The following is a 16,180-nucleotide window of genomic DNA, read 5'->3' on the forward strand; positions in this document are numbered from 1 at the left end:
CAACCATTGGCTTGGTAAACCGTCTTTCTCCGACTTGCCTAATTTCTTCAATGTTTCTTTACAATAAAGCTCATCATCATCGTAATGAAAAGCAAGCGTTTTTACAAATAGTAACCTTAGATGCAATTCATCTCGAAAACAGATGGGTTGTGCTAATTTTACCTGCATATACGGGATGAACAGCCGGCCGATAGATCTGTGTCGCATCTTCCGATGCGGATATAAATGAAAACGCTCTCTAAACTCTCGCTTGGTTGCAAGTATGCGATTCTGTTAATATGGTTAAGAACTTTAACAGCATGGAGGCATACAGATTGCAAAAATTGATTTTTTTCGTTGGCGTGGCGGGCACGGGCAAGACGACGCTCGCGCGCATGTTGAGCAAACAAATTCCCGCGGCCTTTCTGGATCGGGACACGATCGGCGGACGTTTCGTCGAACGCATGCTGGAGATGAACGGCCTGGATCCGAAGGATCGGGACTCCGATTTCTATAAGCAGCACCTTCGCGATTTGGAATACAATACCGCAACAGACGTGTGCATCGAAAATTTGGCCGCCGGCCAGAATGTGTTCATGATCTCCCCGTTCACCGCCGAGCTTAAAAACAAGCAGTGGATCGAAGAAGTCCTTACCGCCGCCAAGTTAAAAAAATCGCAGGTCGACGTGAAAGTCATCGTCGTCACGCTCGAGGATATGGATCTTCAGAAGCTTCGGATTATCGATCGCCAATCCGAGCGCGATCAATGGAAGTTAGATCATTGGGACGATTTCGCGAAACGAGTGGATTTCGTGCCGCAAATCAATTGGGACCTTCCCGCTTCCTCGATTCTCGTGTTCGACAACAGCGGTTCGCTGTCGCCTCGCAAGGAACAGCACTTATACGATTTCGTCATGAACGAGCTTCCGATTCCAGCTACATAAGCCAAAAAAAGCCGGGTCCCTTCTAGGGTTGCCCGGCTTTCGTTTCGTCAAACGGTCGAATCGGATTGAAACGCGAATTACGTCCTCGCTTTCACGATCAAGGAGAATACTTTGACATCGGAGACATCGTTGTGCCGGACCGTCGCCAACATATAGACGAGCGTGTCGTTCGCGGGACGATTGATCGTCTTGCCGTCGTCGGAGACAATGCTTGGATTGCTGGAACGCCACGATACCGAACTGCCGTTCACGCCTTTATCCGGCAGGCCAATCGCTTTCGTTACGCTGGAAATATGATCGCCCGAGCCGAATTGCACGAGCAGCGCGTTCATGTCCGCGGCAACCCTTTCGGCATCGGTCAATGCGGATTTGACGGTCAGCTCGAATACTTTGACGTCCGTGTAGCTGCCTGCCGTAATAATCGCGGTCATGAAGATCTTCATCGACGACGTCCCGCTCGGGAGCGCCAATGTTTTGCCATCGTTGGACAATACGGTCGGCATGCTGGACGACCATACGATGGTCGATCCGTTCTCGCCGGTCGTCGGCAGTTTGTCGAGCGGACGGGTTACGCTGCCGGCATTATCGCTGCCGCCGAAATCGATCGCCAGCTTGCTCTTATCCAGTCTTGCGCGATCCGCATCCGATACATGCAGTTGCTTGACGATCAGGGTGAACGATTTCACCTGCGCGGCGCTGCCTTGGCGAACGATCGCCGTCAGCCGCACGGCGGCATCCCCCGCCCCGTTAGCCGGGCGATTGACGGTCAGCCCGTCTTCGGATATGACCTGCGGCGCGCTGGAGTACCATTTGATATCGCTTCCGTTGCTGCCTTTCAGCGGGAGCCGCTTGAGCGCTTGAGTCACGTTGTCGCTGCGGTCGCCGCCGTTGAACGAGATGGCAAGCGCGGCCGCGTCCAGCGCCACTTTCTGTTGAGACGACAAGCCTTGACGCTTCACCGTTACCTCGAATGTCTTCGTTTCCTTCGCGCGGCCCAGCTGCAGCGTTGCCGTCAATTTGACTCTCTTATCCGCATTGGCGTGACGCGTGACCTTCTGGCCGTTGTCGGAGATAACCGATCTATCGGAAGACCGCCAAGCGATCTTGGAACCGTTCGCGCCGCGGGTCGGGAGCGATATCGGACCGGTCACGCTGCCTGCCGAATCGCCCTCGCGATAACCGATTCGAAGCGCTTCCTTGTCCTTCGCGACCTTCGCGCTGTCGGAAGTCGTCGGACTGCCGTTCGAGCTGCACTCTTTCTTGAAATAATCGATGTAATACCGAATTTGCCACTTGGTGCGATCATCCTTGGTCTTGTTCAACTTCTCCTGCAGCGAAGCCAAAATATCTTGGCAGAACTCCGAATATTCCGGTTTGCCGCCATGCTTGGATGATCCGCCATCGGCCGCAACGACGCTACCTCCGGATACGATCATTGCAGCGGCCATAAATCCGATCAGCCATCTTTTCACGTTCATCGCTCCTTTTATACGAAATGGATGTCCGTATGGGAAAATACGCCAAAACGCTTTCACCATCTTGAACGCTTCCGGACAGCGCAATGTTGCGCGAATGGACAAGCAGAAAATAAAAAAAACCCGCAACTCTGCGGATTTTTAATCTCGTTAAATATTATAGATTAATGTTATTAATTAAAGCGTGAACAAGTGTCGCCCGATCTTCGTGGTGACCGTCCTAGAATTCATCCACGTGGAAGTCGCGGTGACCGGATTGTAGTAGAACAATGCGCCGCCCGTCGGGTCGCTGCCCTTCACCGCCGCGCGCGCCGCCGTAAAAGCAGTTTGATTCGGAAGCAGCCAATATTGACCGTCTGCTACCGCGGTGAATGCGTATGGTTCCATGATGATGCCCGTGATGGTGTTCGGGAACAGCGGCGATTGCAGACGGTTCATAATTACCGCGCCTACCGCCACTTGGCCCGTATAGGACTCACCTCTAGCCTCGCCGTAAATCACGCGGGCCATCTTCGCCAGTTCCGGCTTGCTGACCGTCAACTTCTTCAGCTTCGTCCAGGTTGCGGGTCCGGCAATGCCGTTGACCGGCAATCCGTAGGCGCGTTGGAAATGGCGCACCGCCACTTGAGTCGAGAGATTGAATTTCGTTCCGATCGTCGTTGTATAGTAACCGAGCAGCTGCAGACGGAACTGCAAATCCGGCACGTCGACTCCCGAGCTTCCCAATTGAAGCGTCGCCGGCGTCGCCGCATGAGCGCGTTCTGAAGCGATAGCTGTCGATGCCGTAAATATGATGCAGGCCATTAACATGACCATAGCGCGTTTGATCATCGTCGTGTAATCCCCCTATGCAAGATGCTTGTTTTGTCTTAACGAGCAACATCTTAGCACGGGGACGCCGCGAGATGCGGTTCCTGAGAGTTTATTAATGTTTTATTAATGATATTAATTATTCCATCTTCCGTGTCGCTATGGCCGACTTAACGGCTCTTATAATGCCCCCGTAGCCGGTGCAACGGCATAGATTGCCCGACAGCGCCTCCGAGATTTCATCCTCGCTCGGGCTCGCGTTCTCGTGCAGGAGCGCTATGACCGAGATGACCATACCCGGCGTGCAATAGCCGCATTGGTAGCCGCCTTCCGCCAGGAACGCCTGTTGAATCGGGTCGATGCCGTCACCCGAAATCCCTTCGATCGTCGTAATCGATTTGCCCTCGCATTGATATGCCATCGTCAGGCAGGAATTAACCGGCTTGCCGTCCACGAGCACCATGCAGGCGCCGCACCGGCCGATTTCGCAGGAACGTTTCGTCCCCGTCAGCCCCAGATCGTCGCGCAATATATGAAGCAGCCGTTTGCTCAACTGTACGTCCATCTCGACGGGCGAACCGTTCAAGGTGCACTGCAGCGTCTGCTTCGCACCTGTATTCTCGGATGGTTCGATCATCGGTCTTTCACCGCCTTCCTAAGGGCATCCGTCGGCTTCTGCAGTTCCGATGGATCGATCGGGAGTCTTGAAATCCGCGTGCCTACAGCTTGGAAGACGGCTTCCGCGATGGCCGGAGCAAGACCTACCGATCCAATTTCTCCCACGCCTCTTGGCCCGTGCGGGTCGCCTTCCGGCAGCTCCTCGATCGGCACGACCTCGAAGCCGCCTCGGGAATCCGCGATCGTCGGGATCAAGTAGGTGTCGAAATTTCTCGTCACATAGCGGCCTTCGTCCATGATCGCTTCTTCCGTCAGCGCGTAACCGAGCGCCATGCTGCTGCCGCCTTCGATTTGTCCGAGATAGCCTTGGGGATTCATCACCGGGCCTGCCGCAACCGCGTGGAATTGATCCGTGACGCGCACGCGGCCGGTGAGCGTATTCACCTCGGCTTCGACGGCGACGGCGGCGTACGTATACAGCAAGTGGGCGCCGATCCGCTTCGTGTCCGAGGCCGGGAAGATGAAATTGGTCTCGACCGCGATTTCTTCGCTCGAACCGGCGGCAAGATTCTGATAAGCGAGAAGCAAGCGCTTCTCTCCGCTCTTCTCGCGCACGCCGCCTTCGCCGATCGCCAGCTCTTCCGCCGGCCGGTCCAGCTGCGCGGCCGCCGCCTTGAGCAGCGCCGATCGGAACGGATCGCGCATCCGCTGCAGCGACTGCCACATCATGCTGGTCGCGCGCGACGCCGTCGTCGATCCGCTGTCCGGCACCCGATCGGTGTCGCCGATGACGATGCGGAAGTCGTCCGGCGCGAAGCCGAACTCTTCGATCAGCATCAGCTCCAACGTTGCGATCAGCCCTTGGCCGAATTCCTCGTACCCGAACAGCGCTTCGATCTTCCCGTCCGCCGCCAGCCGTAGCCTGCCGCCGGCCGGATCGGGAATGCCGAAGCCGAGGCCGGCGCCGTGCATGACGAACGCGGCCCCGATTCCTTTGCGAATCCATGGCGGCGACGAAGGAGCGGAAGCGGCGTACGCAAGGCGCTCTCGCCTTGCGTATAATGCCGACTCCGCAAGCGTGCGCCAGACTTGCTCCGCGCCGTTCGTCTGCGCGATCGGATGCCCGAATGGACCCGGATCCTCCGCGCGTCTCCTATTTCGTTGCCGGAATTCCCACGGATCGATTCCCGCCTTATACGCAAGCCGATCCATCTGTCCTTCCAGCGCGAATATCGCTTGATTGCCGCCGAACCCGCGGAACTCGCCCGACATTCCGTTGTTCGTATGGACCGACACGCCGGACACGTACAAATGCTCGTAACGGTAGGGCCCTATGACATGCTCGACCGCGAAATTCAGCACCTCGGCGCCTAGCGTCGCGTACGGCCCGGTATCGGCGATAATATTTACGTCGTGCGCCATGATCCGGCCGTCCGCATCGATGCCGGTTTTCATTCTGATTTTCATTGGATGCCGTTTCAAGCCGGCGCGCACCGATTCCCAGCGGGAATTGTGGATTTTAACCGGACGGCCCGTATGCAAGGCGAGCAGCGCGCCGTAAGGTTGAATGTTCAGCTCGTCTTTGCCGCCGAACGAACCGCCGATGGGACTCGATACGATGCGAATGCTCGCCTGTGGCCGGTCTAGAATGCGCGAGAGCTGCAGCCGGTCCATCAGACCGTGCTGGGTCGGGGCGTAAACCGTCAACCGGCCGTCCGGTTCGGGAACGAACAGCCCGCCTTCCGTCTCCATATAAGCGTGCATCTGCCTAGGCGTGATGTAGGTTTCTTCCACGATATGCGCGCAGCCCTCGAACCCATCCGCAATATTACCCCGTTCATATCCGGCGCGGTGCAGCACGTTGCCGTGCGGGTGAAGCTTCGGCGCGCCGTCGGCCAGGGCCGCTTCGGGATCATCGACCGGCGCGAGCGCGTCGTAGTCCACTTCGATGAGCGACAGCGCGTAATCCGCCAGCTCCGGCGTATCCGCGGCGACCGTCGCGACTGCGTCTCCCACGTAACGCACGTAATCTCGGCACAGCACGGGTTGATCCTGCACGGCGATCCCATAGCCGTTCAGCCCCGGTACGTCGCGCCAGGTCAATACCGCATGAACGCCTTCCAGCGCTTCGGCCTCGGACGTATCGATTGACTTGATGCGGGCATAAGGATGCGAGCTGCGCAGCACCCGGCCATGCAGCATGCCGGACATGCTCATATCCGTCAAGTAGGTTAACGCGCCTGTCACCTTGGCAGGCCCGTCAGGCCTGATCCGCCATCTCCCGCCGCTAGTTTCCCGGTTCAACGCCATCTCTCCTCACTCCTTATGCAAAACGCTCCCGTAGGCGCCAAAGCTCGGCAACCAGTAAATTCGCCACCGTCATCTTGCGATAGCCGCGCGAAGCGAATAAATCGCCGACAGGCTCGAATTCGTCCATCGCCGATCGGTGAACCTCGGCCGCGCAATCTTCTCCGAGCGGGTCGGCATGCCGTTCAAGCAGCCGCTCCGTCCGCTCAAGCCGCTTCGGAATGGTCTGCCCGCCGCCGGCCGCGATGCGCACTTCCTTCAGCTTGCCGGCAGCATGTTCCATTCCCGCCGAAATCGCTAATGACCCGACCGAAGGCGTGAATGCTTCTCTGCGGCCGACCTTATGGTAGATGCGTACGGAAGCCGATCGGTCGGAATCCACCTTCAGCAGAGGAGCTGACCTTATGTCATTCATCGTGCCTGCGCCATTCACGCTCTCCGTGCCATGCTGCACTCGAATCTGCACGAGGACGCGTCCCGCCTGTTCGCTGCCGGAAGCAGCCAGCCAATCTTCCAGCGGTTCGGCTTGCATGCCATTCTTCCCCAGCCAGATCAGCTCGGCCTCGTCCGCGAGCAGCGCGGGGAGCGAGTCTCCGATTCGAGATACGACATTACCGCCTAACGTAGCCAAATTGCGAATCGACGGCGCCGCGATATTGCGGACGGCTTCGGCGAGCAGCGGGAATGCCGTCTGGACGAGCGGATCTTTGCGCAGCGCGGCGAGCGGGCAGCAAGCGCCGATTACAAGCTCGCTTGGTTCCAACGCATACCCCGCCAGCATTGGAACTGCGCTCAAGTCGATCAAATGCGCCGGCAAGACAGCCGTCCCCGCCTCCCACTGCGTGCGCAGCAGCGTGCCTCCCGCCGCATAAACGGCAGTCTCGCCTAACGATTGTTTCATCCGATAAGCCTCCCCGATCTCTTGGGGACGCCATACGGTCGGCATAACGGACATGCCGGGATGCGTGTTCGGCATGCGAATCGCCTCCTTGTTTGCGTTAAAATCGCTATCCCTGGATCTATGGCATGCCGATTCACCGTCAAGTGCCATTGCCGCATGATATAGGTGAAAGATTGCTAATGCATCGTTGTCAACGATAGGTACCGCTCTTCGCTTTGGTCTGGATCGCCTGCCACAGCATACGGGCGTGCTCGAGATCCTCCTGCGTATCCACGTCTACGAACGCCCACTCGGCGACGAACCGAGCGACGGCTCCCCGGTATTCCGGATTGCGAAAAAGTCCTCTGGCGCCTTCGTCCCCTTCCAGATCGCCAAGAACGGGAAACAGGGAACGGCTTAGAATAGCGGGAGGCATCGGCGTCTGTCCCTTGCCCGATGCCACGTAATCGAGGAAGGGGCTGCCTTGGTAGATCTTCTTCAGTCTGCGAAGCTGCAACGAGGATACGAATGGCTGGTCGGCGAGCGAGATGAGCACGGCGTCGGGGTTCTCGCCGCGAAGCGCGTCGATGCCCGCTTGCAGGGAACGAGACAGACCTTGCGCCGCATCCCGGCAGGGCGCAATGCGAAGTTCCGGAAGAACGGTCCTCGCCTCTTCTCGTTCGCACAGCCACAGCAGCGGGTCATCGGGTCTTACGACGACGACGATCGGACTAATGCCACAGCGACACATCTCCTTAAGCCCGCGGCTGCCGAGCGTAATGCCCGGCGAAAGCTCGAGCGACAGCTTGGGTTCGCCCATTCGTTTGCTGGATCCAGCTGCCAAATAAATGCCTGCGATTTTCACTGCCGTGTCCCCCTTTGGCTCGTAAGGCGCGCCGCTGCGAGCGAACGGCGATCAGCTCCGCGACGATGCTGACGGCGATCTCGCACGGCCCTTCCGCGCCGATCCGTATACCCGCAGGCGCGTGAATAGGCGCCAACCGCGAACCATCCAAGCCATCAACCACGAGTTGAATTCTCCGCTGAGAACCGATGATGCCGATATACGCCATCTCCAATTGGATGAGCTCCGCGAGCATGACGCTGTCTCTGTGCGCTTGATGGCTGCCGATGACCGCATATCCTCCTCGCCGGATGCCCGCCGCGGCGATGATCGCCTCCGGCGCGCCAGCAACCAGCTCCGCGCCAGGGAAACGCTCCCGCTTCAACAATCCTTCGCGCCAATCCGCGACGATGACCCGGAAGCCCGCTTCCTGCGCCAGCCGGCTGATCGGCATCGCGTCTTCGCCCGCGCCGAACAGGAGCAGCGGCGGCCTCGGCACGAGCAGCGTCCGCGGAAATTGCGGGTCTTCGCTTGCCGACTCAGCGGCATCGCCGCTCTCCAGGCGGTAATGGAGCAATCCGCCGCGCTGCTCGCGGATCAGCCGAGTGGTCTCGCCTCGTTCCATACGTCGTCCGGCTTCCGTCAAACAATCCCACAAGTGGCCGCGCACGGGCTCTAGCATTACGCTGATCGCGCCGCCGCATCCGACCGACTCGCCCCATATGGCATCCTCGTCGGGATTCATATTGTAATCGACGCGCCGCATGTCCCCCGTACGCCAAACATCAGGCACGCGCGCTAGTAAATCCGCTTCCAGACAGCCCGGGCTGATGCTGCCAATCGAACCGGATTGCAGCCGGAACAGCATCGCCGCGCCGGTCTTGCGATAGGCGTGACCTTTCACCGACGCGATGGTCGCCAGCACGGCAGGCGCGTCCTCCTGACGAATCGCTTGTAGAATAGGTTGATAATCCATAGACAACGCCCCCATCTTAACGGCCGATGTGCCGGTTTTGCCAGAAATAAATGTTAGTATTCCTTACATAATAGTGCAATGAATTCGTTTAATCAATATATATGTAAGATTACATAACATTGATTACGAATATTAAACATTCATCTCTACCGAAACTCCATGTTCGGCTAACGCGCAACAAAGAGGCGGACATCCAATATGGACATCCGCCTCTGCGAGGACAATTTACTACCTTTGAATTAGAGTGCTTTCACCATGGCGACATGCGGAATATCCGCTTCCATGAACACGTCCGAGATTCGCTTATAACCCAACTTCTCGTAGAACGGCTCGGCGTGCGTCTGCGCGTGCAGCTTCGCTTTCTTCAGCCCTTTCGCCTGCGCTAGGGTCTCCAGGGCATCCATGATGTGCCGGCCCAAACCCAGCTTGCGGTATTCAGGCAATATGCAGATGCGCTCCATCTTAGCCAAGTCTTCCACGACGCGAGTCCGCCCTGTCCCGACCGGCTGGCCTTCATGGTACACGAGCACATGCTCGGCGCGCTCTTCATGCTCGTCGTATTCTTCCTCTTCAGACACGCCTTGCTCGCCCACGAAGACGATCTTCCTAATTTTGTAGACGGCTTCCAGCTCGTCTTTGGAGAGGGCTTGTTTCGTTATCATGCTGTCTTCATCCTTTTCACGTAATCTATCAACGGAGCAAACGGATCATCTGCACGACCGACCTGCGGTCTCCCGGCAGTACGGCTTCCGTGCTTCGAAGCTGCGACGAGCCGTCGCCGTCGAGAAAAATGCCGCCTAGCAGCGCCGCATCGCTATCCTGCTTGTCGTATTCCATTATGGCTTGTCTAAATTGCGAGGCCGTCGCGGCATTCTCGCTCACGATCAGCAACAGACGTCCGCGATCATCGTATACGGCCGCGGTCCGCAGGCGCCGGTCATCCGGGAAAGGCATCCGCTCGGCGTCCGCCTTCCAACGCCACATACTCTCGGGACCGGGGCTCAAATCAAGACTAATGCCGCCTTGCGCCCAATACCGATGCCGATCCGTCACCTCGATATCGGCTGCGCTTCGCACCGTCTGCACGCTGAACTTCGCGGCCGCCGAATCCCAGACTAAGGTGCCTCTCGCATACTTGACGTTCTCTTCCCCCGAGCCGTAACCGGACGCCGCGTTCACGGGGACGTCGTTATGCACGGCAATGCTCAGTAGCGCCCTCTCGTAAAAGAAGCCGCCGTTCACGCCGAAGAATGCCGTATCCGCCACGTTCGCGTTCACCCGCTCGAACTTAATATTATCCGGCGACGTCTTCAGCAGATGGATCTTGACGCCGTCCGGCGACTCGTGCCGGCTGTACGCGTACTCGCGAAATCCGTCCGGCTTGTCGCCATCCGGCCGGATTAGCATGTACGCGATTCCCGAGAACACGAAGAGCGCCGCAATCAGGATTGCCGCGCCCGGCGCGTTAAGCATTGGCCATCTTCGGCGGCTCACCCGGTTCTCCGCGTCCGTCATGGATGGGTCAAATGCTGAAGCGTCAGCATGAACAGTTGCTCCACATGATCGTCGTCCAGCGAATAAAAGACCGTCTTGCCGACTTTGCGGCGCTTGACGATCCGAAGATTGCGCAGCAAGCGCAGTTGATGCGAGATCGCCGATTGTCCCATCTCCAGCACCTGCGTCAGATCATGCACGCACAACTCGCTTTGCTGCAGCGCATGGATGATTTTCACGCGGGTCGGGTCGCCCAATGCTTTGAACAGATCGGCCAGCTGCGCCGCGGACTGCTCGGTCACCAGCTTGCCCCGTATTGCCGCCAGATCGGCAACCGTGCCTTCGCATGTCGCCTCGCATGCTTCCATCGCCGTCTTCTCCATATATCTCTCACCCGCCATGTCCATTGGTCTGTCTTGCATTATAGCATATTTCGCAAGAAGGATGCAGGGCGCTAGCTGGCCGCTTCGCGGTCCAATGCGAACAAGCCGCCTGCGAGGCGGCTTGTTCAAAATACAAGATAACCGAATACTAATTGCTGCATTCCCAATCTTTGGATTGGGGACGCAAACCAATCAGCTTCTCTAGCTGAATGCTGCATTCCCAATCTTTGGATTGGGGACGCAAACCAATCAGCTTATTGCAAGCGAATGCGGCTAATCCGCACGTTGCCGGACAGAACCAAGCAAATATCCTGTCGGCCGCTCGCGCCGGTCAATTCGCACGCGACCGTATGCCACTCCTGGCTGCCTCTGGCGCTTACTTCCGTCTCGCCGACGAGCGTGCCTCCCGCGTCGCCCAATCGGATTTCGATGCGTCCGCCGCCTTTGATTGAGGCAACCCGAGCTTCGAATCTCGCGGCCCCGGCGCCGAGCTCTGCGTCACGGAAGAGTAACCATGCGCCGTTCGCCGCCGGCACGACGCAGGTACCGCCTTCTTTGCTTTCATCCAAATAGAGCCGGTCGTATTCGTCGTAATTCTCGGACCTCGTCCAATCGCTCAAATCGCGGGCAGGAACGGTCTCCCCTTCCACTTCAAGCGTAGCCGCAACCGCGATATCCGCGGACGAACGTCCGACTTGAATTTCGTAAGCACCGTTCTCGACGCAATATTGGTCGCGCGTGACGTCCCAGAACGCGAGCGCCTCGGCGTTCAATTCGAATTGAACGGTCTGCGTCTCTCCCGCGGCAAGCGCGATGCGCGCAAAGCCTAGCAGCGACTTGATCGGGCGCTCCACGCGCGATTGGATCGCACGGCCGTATAATTGAACAACCTCTTCTGCCTGCACTTCGCTCGCGTTCGTCACGTCGACCGAGATCGTTACGGTCTGGTCCGCTTGCAGCCTATCCGCGCTCAGTCGCAGATTGCCATAGTTGAACGTCGCGTATGTTAAGCCATGGCCGAACGGATACAACGCTTCGCCGTCGAAATATTGATATGTCTTCTTGCCCTTGCGGATATCGTACTCCATGAAGTCGGACAGCTGCTCCGAAGACTTGTACCACGTCATGTTCAGACGGCCCCCCGGGGCGGCGTCGCCGAACAAAATATCCGCGATGGCGTTGCCCAGCTCCTGACCTGCGTGCGACACGTAGACGATCGCCGGGACGTTCTCTTGGACCCAGTTGAGCGCGAACGGATAGCTGCCGACCACGACGACGACCGTATTCGGGTTCGCCGCATACACCTCGCGGACGAGACGCTCCTGCGATTCCGCAAGCGTCAGATCCGGGCGGTCGATCTCCTCTTTGCCGTTAATGAGCGGATGGTTGCCAACCACCACGACCGCGACTTCCGCTTCCTTCGCAGCGCGCACCGCGTCGGCCAAGCCGTCCTTCACTTGAATCACGCGCAGCGGAGCGGCATGATCCGCGCCCGGACGATCCGACAACGCCAATTCGTCGCCGCGCAGCTCGAGCGCCCGCTTGTTCCACGACGTCAGCTTTACTTCGCCGGACGCCTGCGGATGCACGTTCACGATTTCCTTCACGAACCAGCCCCAAATGTCGTCTGCGCCGGCCGTCAGCGTTGCGTCGTTCGCCGTAGTGACGTATTTTCCCGTCGTGCGGCTGATGAACGTATGCGCGCCCCATCCCCAATCCGTGGCGTGGAAAATCTCGCCTTCGCCTAGGACCGCTTTGACGCCGAGCGCGTCGTTATTCTCGACGGTCAACGCGCGGCCGTCCGCGCAAGCGAAGCGAACCAGATCGCTGCCGTCCTCGAATGCGACCGTCTTGCCTTCCAGCTTGCGCCCGATCGCTTCCAACGGCGTAACTTTGTAAGGGAACGTGCCGGAATACCAGTCGCGGTAGACGATGTTCGCCAGCGGTCCGATGACGGCCGCGCTATTCAACTTCCCGGCATTCAACGGGAGCAAGCCGCCTTCGTTCTTCAGCAGCACGACCGACTTGCGCGCCGCTTCGCGCGATAGTGCCGCATGTTCGGAAGACAGCAGCACGGATTCTCCGATCGCTTCGTACGGGTTGTCCTCGGGATTGAACTCGCCCAGCCGGATGCGCACGCGGAACGTGTTGCGGAGCGCGCGGTCGAGATCCGACTCCTCCAGCAGTCCTTGCGCAAGCGCCTCGCGGATCGCCGCGCAGACCGGCTCGAATTCGTCGGTAATCGAGTCGACGCCGCTTTTGATCGTGTCAGCCACCGCATGCGCGTATGTCTCATAGTAATGGTGATCGTTCACGATGCCCATCATGTCGCCGGCGTCGCTGACGACGAAGCCGTCCATGCCCCATTTCTCCTTGACGATACGATTGACGTCCTCGAGCAGCAGCGCCGGCGTGCCGTTGACCGAATTGTAGGCGGTCATCATCGATTGCGCCCCGCCTTTGACGAACGCCGGCTCGAATGCCTTCAAGTAATATTCGTGCATGTTGCGCGGATCGATCGATACCGAGCAGCTGCCGCGGTTGATCTCGTTGTTGTTGCCCAGGAAGTGCTTGAGCGTCGCGACCGCCTTGAAATAAAACGGATGATCGCCTTGAATGCCCTGGACGAGCGCGGCCGACAATTCGCCTGTCAAATGCGGGTCTTCGCCGTACGCTTCTTCGGTGCGACCCCATCTCGGATCGCGCTCCATGTCGACCGTCGGCGCCCAGAGCGTCAGGCCGTTGATTGCCGGATTGCGCTTATAGAAAACGCGGGCTTCGTCGCCGATGGCGGAACCGATCCGCTTTAGCAGTTCCGTATCCCACGTACAGGCCAAGCCGATCGGCTGCGGGTACGAAGTCGCTTCGCCGAGCCACGCGATGCCGTGCGCCGCTTCCGTGCCATGCTTATATGGGCCGATGCCGAGACGGTCGATCGCGGCCATATATTGCGGCATCAGCCGCACTTTCTCGTCTAGCGTCAATCGGGAGACAAGGTCCTCCACGCGCGCTTCGAGCGGCAGGGACGCGTCTTGGAACGGATATTGGGTCGTATTAGCCATGTTAAACACTCCTATCCCCGGCCTAAAGCCAGGTTATGCTATAGGGTGAGTGTACCATAGACGCGGGTTTTTACAGAACGGGAGCGATTAGTGGTGTTTTCATGTCATTTTTGGATACGGGACGATACTCTATGCGGCGACCAAAAAGAAGAACCGTCTCGCCCCGCGGCGAAACGGTCCTCGCTTGCTAATTCGGGGGAAATGCGGCGTGCAAACCGTCGCAGGCGCTTCTTCAAGCTTCATTGGCGACGTACATGGACAACGGGCTTGCTCCATGCGCCATCTCCCAAACCGGAAGCTCCTCGCCCTCGCCGAGCAGCATCCCCTGCGAGAACGCGATCCATTCCCGGATCGAATCGGGCTGGTCGAAATTCTCCATATTTTCAAGCGTCGTCTCCAGACGCTGAACCTCGTGCAAGTTATGCTTTTCCATCACCGTTCCGGTGAAGGCGTACAAGCATTTTTGGAAGAAAGACTGATGTTTGCAGCCGTCGTCGCCGGCGAGTTCGATCAAGACCGGCAAATTGTTGAAGTCGATGAGCGTGGCTGCCCAATGCGGATGCGGGAGGCTCGTCCCTTCGCGTGCCCAGCGGCGAATTTCGTTATGCGACGGATTCCATATATTTTTCATCATCATGGGTTATATACACTCCTGCCAAGTAAGCTCTAACGTTCCGTTTGAATTGAAACGCGCTGCGTCATCAAAGACGGCGATAACCGTTTCACCTTGCGTCGTCAGGCATTTGATATGTATATGTTGTATACCCTAAATGATGCAATTTTTATCACAACGAATCAAAAACTTTCGGGGTTGCGGGGGAATTGTCATTTTGAATTTTCCCGATTAACGGACTAACGTTTCTGAATGCGGCATCCATCACATTCTTCGCCGACGGTGAAAATTGGCACGCTTCCGCGCCTGCCGATCCGGGCATCCTACCGCTGAAGCAATCGACTGCCATTGCTGGCGCGTAGCTTCCTTGACGCCTAATCCAACGACGCTTCGGCGAAAGGACGGAATGCGACGATGAACGAATCATTGAACGGCTCGACGAGCGAATTCGTGGAGAAGCTGCACGATACGCAGGAGAAAGCCCAGAAGAACAAGGCGATTCACGGCAAGGGAACGCCATCCTCCAAGCTGCCGACCAAACAGCACGGCAACAATCCGTAATACCCGCGAACGGCAGAATCGGCTTCGCCCGAACTGCCGTTTTTTCCGATTCCCGCGGATTTCCAACGACCGCTCGCCTCTGCTACAATAGGGACAAGAGGTGAAGCGCATGAACATCATCAAGATCAAGGACCGGCAGGAGCTGGATCGCAAGGTGCCGAGCATGCCTTGGTACGTCGAGAAATTCATCGGCTACAAGCTGCCCGATCTCTCGCCCTCTTCGCTGCTCGAATACGTGCGCGATTACGAGACGTTCTTCTCCTGGCTGCTGGCCGAGGGGCTCGCCGAAGGACCCGCCGTGCGCGACGTGAAGCTGGAGGAGCTGGAGCGGCTGCATATGGACAGCATCGACCATTTCAAAATGTTTCTGGCTACCCGCAAGGAGCACGCGAACAGTCGCACGACGATTACGCGCAAGCTGTCTTCGCTCCGCTCGCTGTTTCATTATTTGAGCCAAATCGCGGAGGACGACAATTTCTACCCGCTGCTCAAGCGCAACGTGATGGCGAAGGTCTCGATCAAACGAACCAGCAAACCGAAAGATACGGCCGCCAAGCTCGAAGGCAAGCTGTTGCAGGAGAACGAGATCGACGAATTTATCCGGTTCATCCATGAAGATTACGCTAATGAGGTCGCGGATAATAAACAGGCGATCTACGCCTATACGCAGAATCGCGTTCGGGACACTTGCATCATCAGCCTCATTCTGAATTCCGGCTTGCGCGTCTCCGAGGTCGTCAACATGAACGTAGACGATTTCGATATGAAGAAGAAGCTGCTGTACGTCTTCCGCAAAGGCAAGAACGACGACACGTTCAAGACGCCGGTCTACTTCCGCCAGGAGGCCATTCGCGAGCTGCAGCAGTATATGGCGCTGCGAGATAGCCGTTACAAGGCGCCTAGACGCGAGAAGGCGCTGTTCCTCGCGATCGCCAACGGCAAGACGGAAGGCTCGCGCATGACGAAACGGGCGATTCAGGAGATGGTCATCAAATACGCCAAGCGATTCGGCAAACCGTATCTATCCGTACATAAACTCCGCCACTCGTTCGCGACGGATTATTATTTGCGCAACGATCTCTATATGACGCAAGAGCAGCTTGGTCACGCGTCCCCGGAGACGACGCAAATCTATGCCCATCTGACGGACAAAACGATGTCGGAAGCGATCGACCGCCAGAAAGAAGCCAAATCGACGGAAAGTCGCTAGCACAAGATACGAACTTCCGCAATG

General features: G+C 57.8%; 15 protein-coding genes. 3 read left to right on the forward strand and 12 right to left on the reverse strand.

Annotated elements, in window-relative coordinates; genetic code table 11:
* Positions 1-314 precede the first annotated feature (314 nt).
* Positions 315-923 carry a P-loop nucleotide/nucleoside kinase family protein gene (locus BCM02_RS03455; protein ID WP_148927630.1) on the forward strand — a complete coding sequence of 203 codons (609 nt, stop codon included), beginning with the start codon at positions 315-317 and terminating at the stop codon, positions 921-923.
* 77 nt (positions 924-1,000) lie between these two features.
* Here BCM02_RS03455 and BCM02_RS03460 read toward each other — a convergent pair whose 3' ends face one another.
* The 12 genes from BCM02_RS03460 to BCM02_RS03515 all read right to left on the reverse strand — a co-directional run bounded on the left by BCM02_RS03460 (position 1,001) and on the right by BCM02_RS03515 (position 14,409).
* Complete coding sequence (locus BCM02_RS03460) at positions 1,001-2,395, reverse strand: immunoglobulin-like domain-containing protein (RefSeq protein ID WP_148927631.1); 1,395 nt, start codon at positions 2,393-2,395, stop codon at positions 1,001-1,003.
* Positions 2,396-2,575: 180 nt separating this feature from the next.
* On the reverse strand, positions 2,576-3,229 hold the full coding sequence (locus BCM02_RS03465) for a cell wall hydrolase (RefSeq protein ID WP_246183174.1): 654 nt from the start codon (positions 3,227-3,229) through the stop codon (positions 2,576-2,578).
* Positions 3,230-3,347: 118 nt separating this feature from the next.
* Positions 3,348-3,845: a (2Fe-2S)-binding protein gene (locus tag BCM02_RS03470; protein ID WP_148927632.1), complete on the reverse strand. Its 498-nt coding sequence runs from the start codon at positions 3,843-3,845 to the stop codon at positions 3,348-3,350.
* Positions 3,842-6,136, reverse strand: coding sequence for a xanthine dehydrogenase subunit D (pucD, locus tag BCM02_RS03475; RefSeq protein WP_148927633.1), 2,295 nt, complete (start codon positions 6,134-6,136; stop codon positions 3,842-3,844). Before pucD ends, BCM02_RS03470 begins: the two co-directional genes overlap by 4 nt.
* A gap of 13 nt (positions 6,137-6,149) precedes the next feature.
* Positions 6,150-7,109 carry an FAD binding domain-containing protein gene (locus BCM02_RS03480; RefSeq protein ID WP_187434002.1) on the reverse strand — a complete coding sequence of 320 codons (960 nt, stop codon included), beginning with the start codon at positions 7,107-7,109 and terminating at the stop codon, positions 6,150-6,152.
* 115 nt (positions 7,110-7,224) lie between these two features.
* Positions 7,225-7,833 (reverse strand): nucleotidyltransferase family protein, encoded by a 609-nt coding sequence (locus BCM02_RS03485; RefSeq protein ID WP_187434003.1) that lies wholly within the window; start codon positions 7,831-7,833, stop codon positions 7,225-7,227.
* Entirely contained in the window at positions 7,769-8,833 is a 1,065-nt protein-coding gene (locus BCM02_RS03490; protein ID WP_148927636.1) for an XdhC family protein, read from the reverse strand. Before BCM02_RS03490 ends, BCM02_RS03485 begins: the two co-directional genes overlap by 65 nt.
* Before the next feature lie 239 nt (positions 8,834-9,072).
* Positions 9,073-9,495 carry a GNAT family N-acetyltransferase gene (locus BCM02_RS03495; protein ID WP_148927637.1) on the reverse strand — a complete coding sequence of 141 codons (423 nt, stop codon included), beginning with the start codon at positions 9,493-9,495 and terminating at the stop codon, positions 9,073-9,075.
* Between the two features lie 28 nt (positions 9,496-9,523).
* Positions 9,524-10,348, reverse strand: a complete 825-nt coding sequence (locus tag BCM02_RS03500; protein ID WP_187434004.1) for a hypothetical protein — start codon at positions 10,346-10,348, stop codon at positions 9,524-9,526.
* On the reverse strand, positions 10,345-10,710 hold the full coding sequence (locus BCM02_RS03505; RefSeq protein WP_148927639.1) for an ArsR/SmtB family transcription factor: 366 nt from the start codon (positions 10,708-10,710) through the stop codon (positions 10,345-10,347). Before BCM02_RS03505 ends, BCM02_RS03500 begins: the two co-directional genes overlap by 4 nt.
* Positions 10,711-10,964: 254 nt before the next feature.
* A complete protein-coding gene (locus BCM02_RS03510; protein WP_148927640.1) occupies positions 10,965-13,772 on the reverse strand; it encodes a glycoside hydrolase family 3 protein in 2,808 nt (935 codons plus the stop codon).
* A gap of 232 nt (positions 13,773-14,004) precedes the next feature.
* Positions 14,005-14,409 carry a hypothetical protein gene (locus tag BCM02_RS03515; protein ID WP_148927641.1) on the reverse strand — a complete coding sequence of 135 codons (405 nt, stop codon included), beginning with the start codon at positions 14,407-14,409 and terminating at the stop codon, positions 14,005-14,007.
* Between the two features lie 390 nt (positions 14,410-14,799).
* Here BCM02_RS03515 and BCM02_RS03520 point away from each other — a divergent pair, with 390 nt between their 5' ends.
* A complete protein-coding gene (locus BCM02_RS03520; RefSeq protein ID WP_148927642.1) occupies positions 14,800-14,946 on the forward strand; it encodes a DUF4023 domain-containing protein in 147 nt (48 codons plus the stop codon).
* Between the two features lie 109 nt (positions 14,947-15,055).
* Positions 15,056-16,156: a tyrosine recombinase XerS gene (gene xerS, locus BCM02_RS03525; RefSeq protein ID WP_148927643.1), complete on the forward strand. Its 1,101-nt coding sequence runs from the start codon at positions 15,056-15,058 to the stop codon at positions 16,154-16,156.
* Positions 16,157-16,180 lie beyond the last annotated feature (24 nt).

This window comes from Paenibacillus methanolicus (assembly GCF_008124765.1).
GTDB lineage: Bacteria > Bacillota > Bacilli > Paenibacillales > Paenibacillaceae > Paenibacillus_Z > Paenibacillus_Z methanolicus.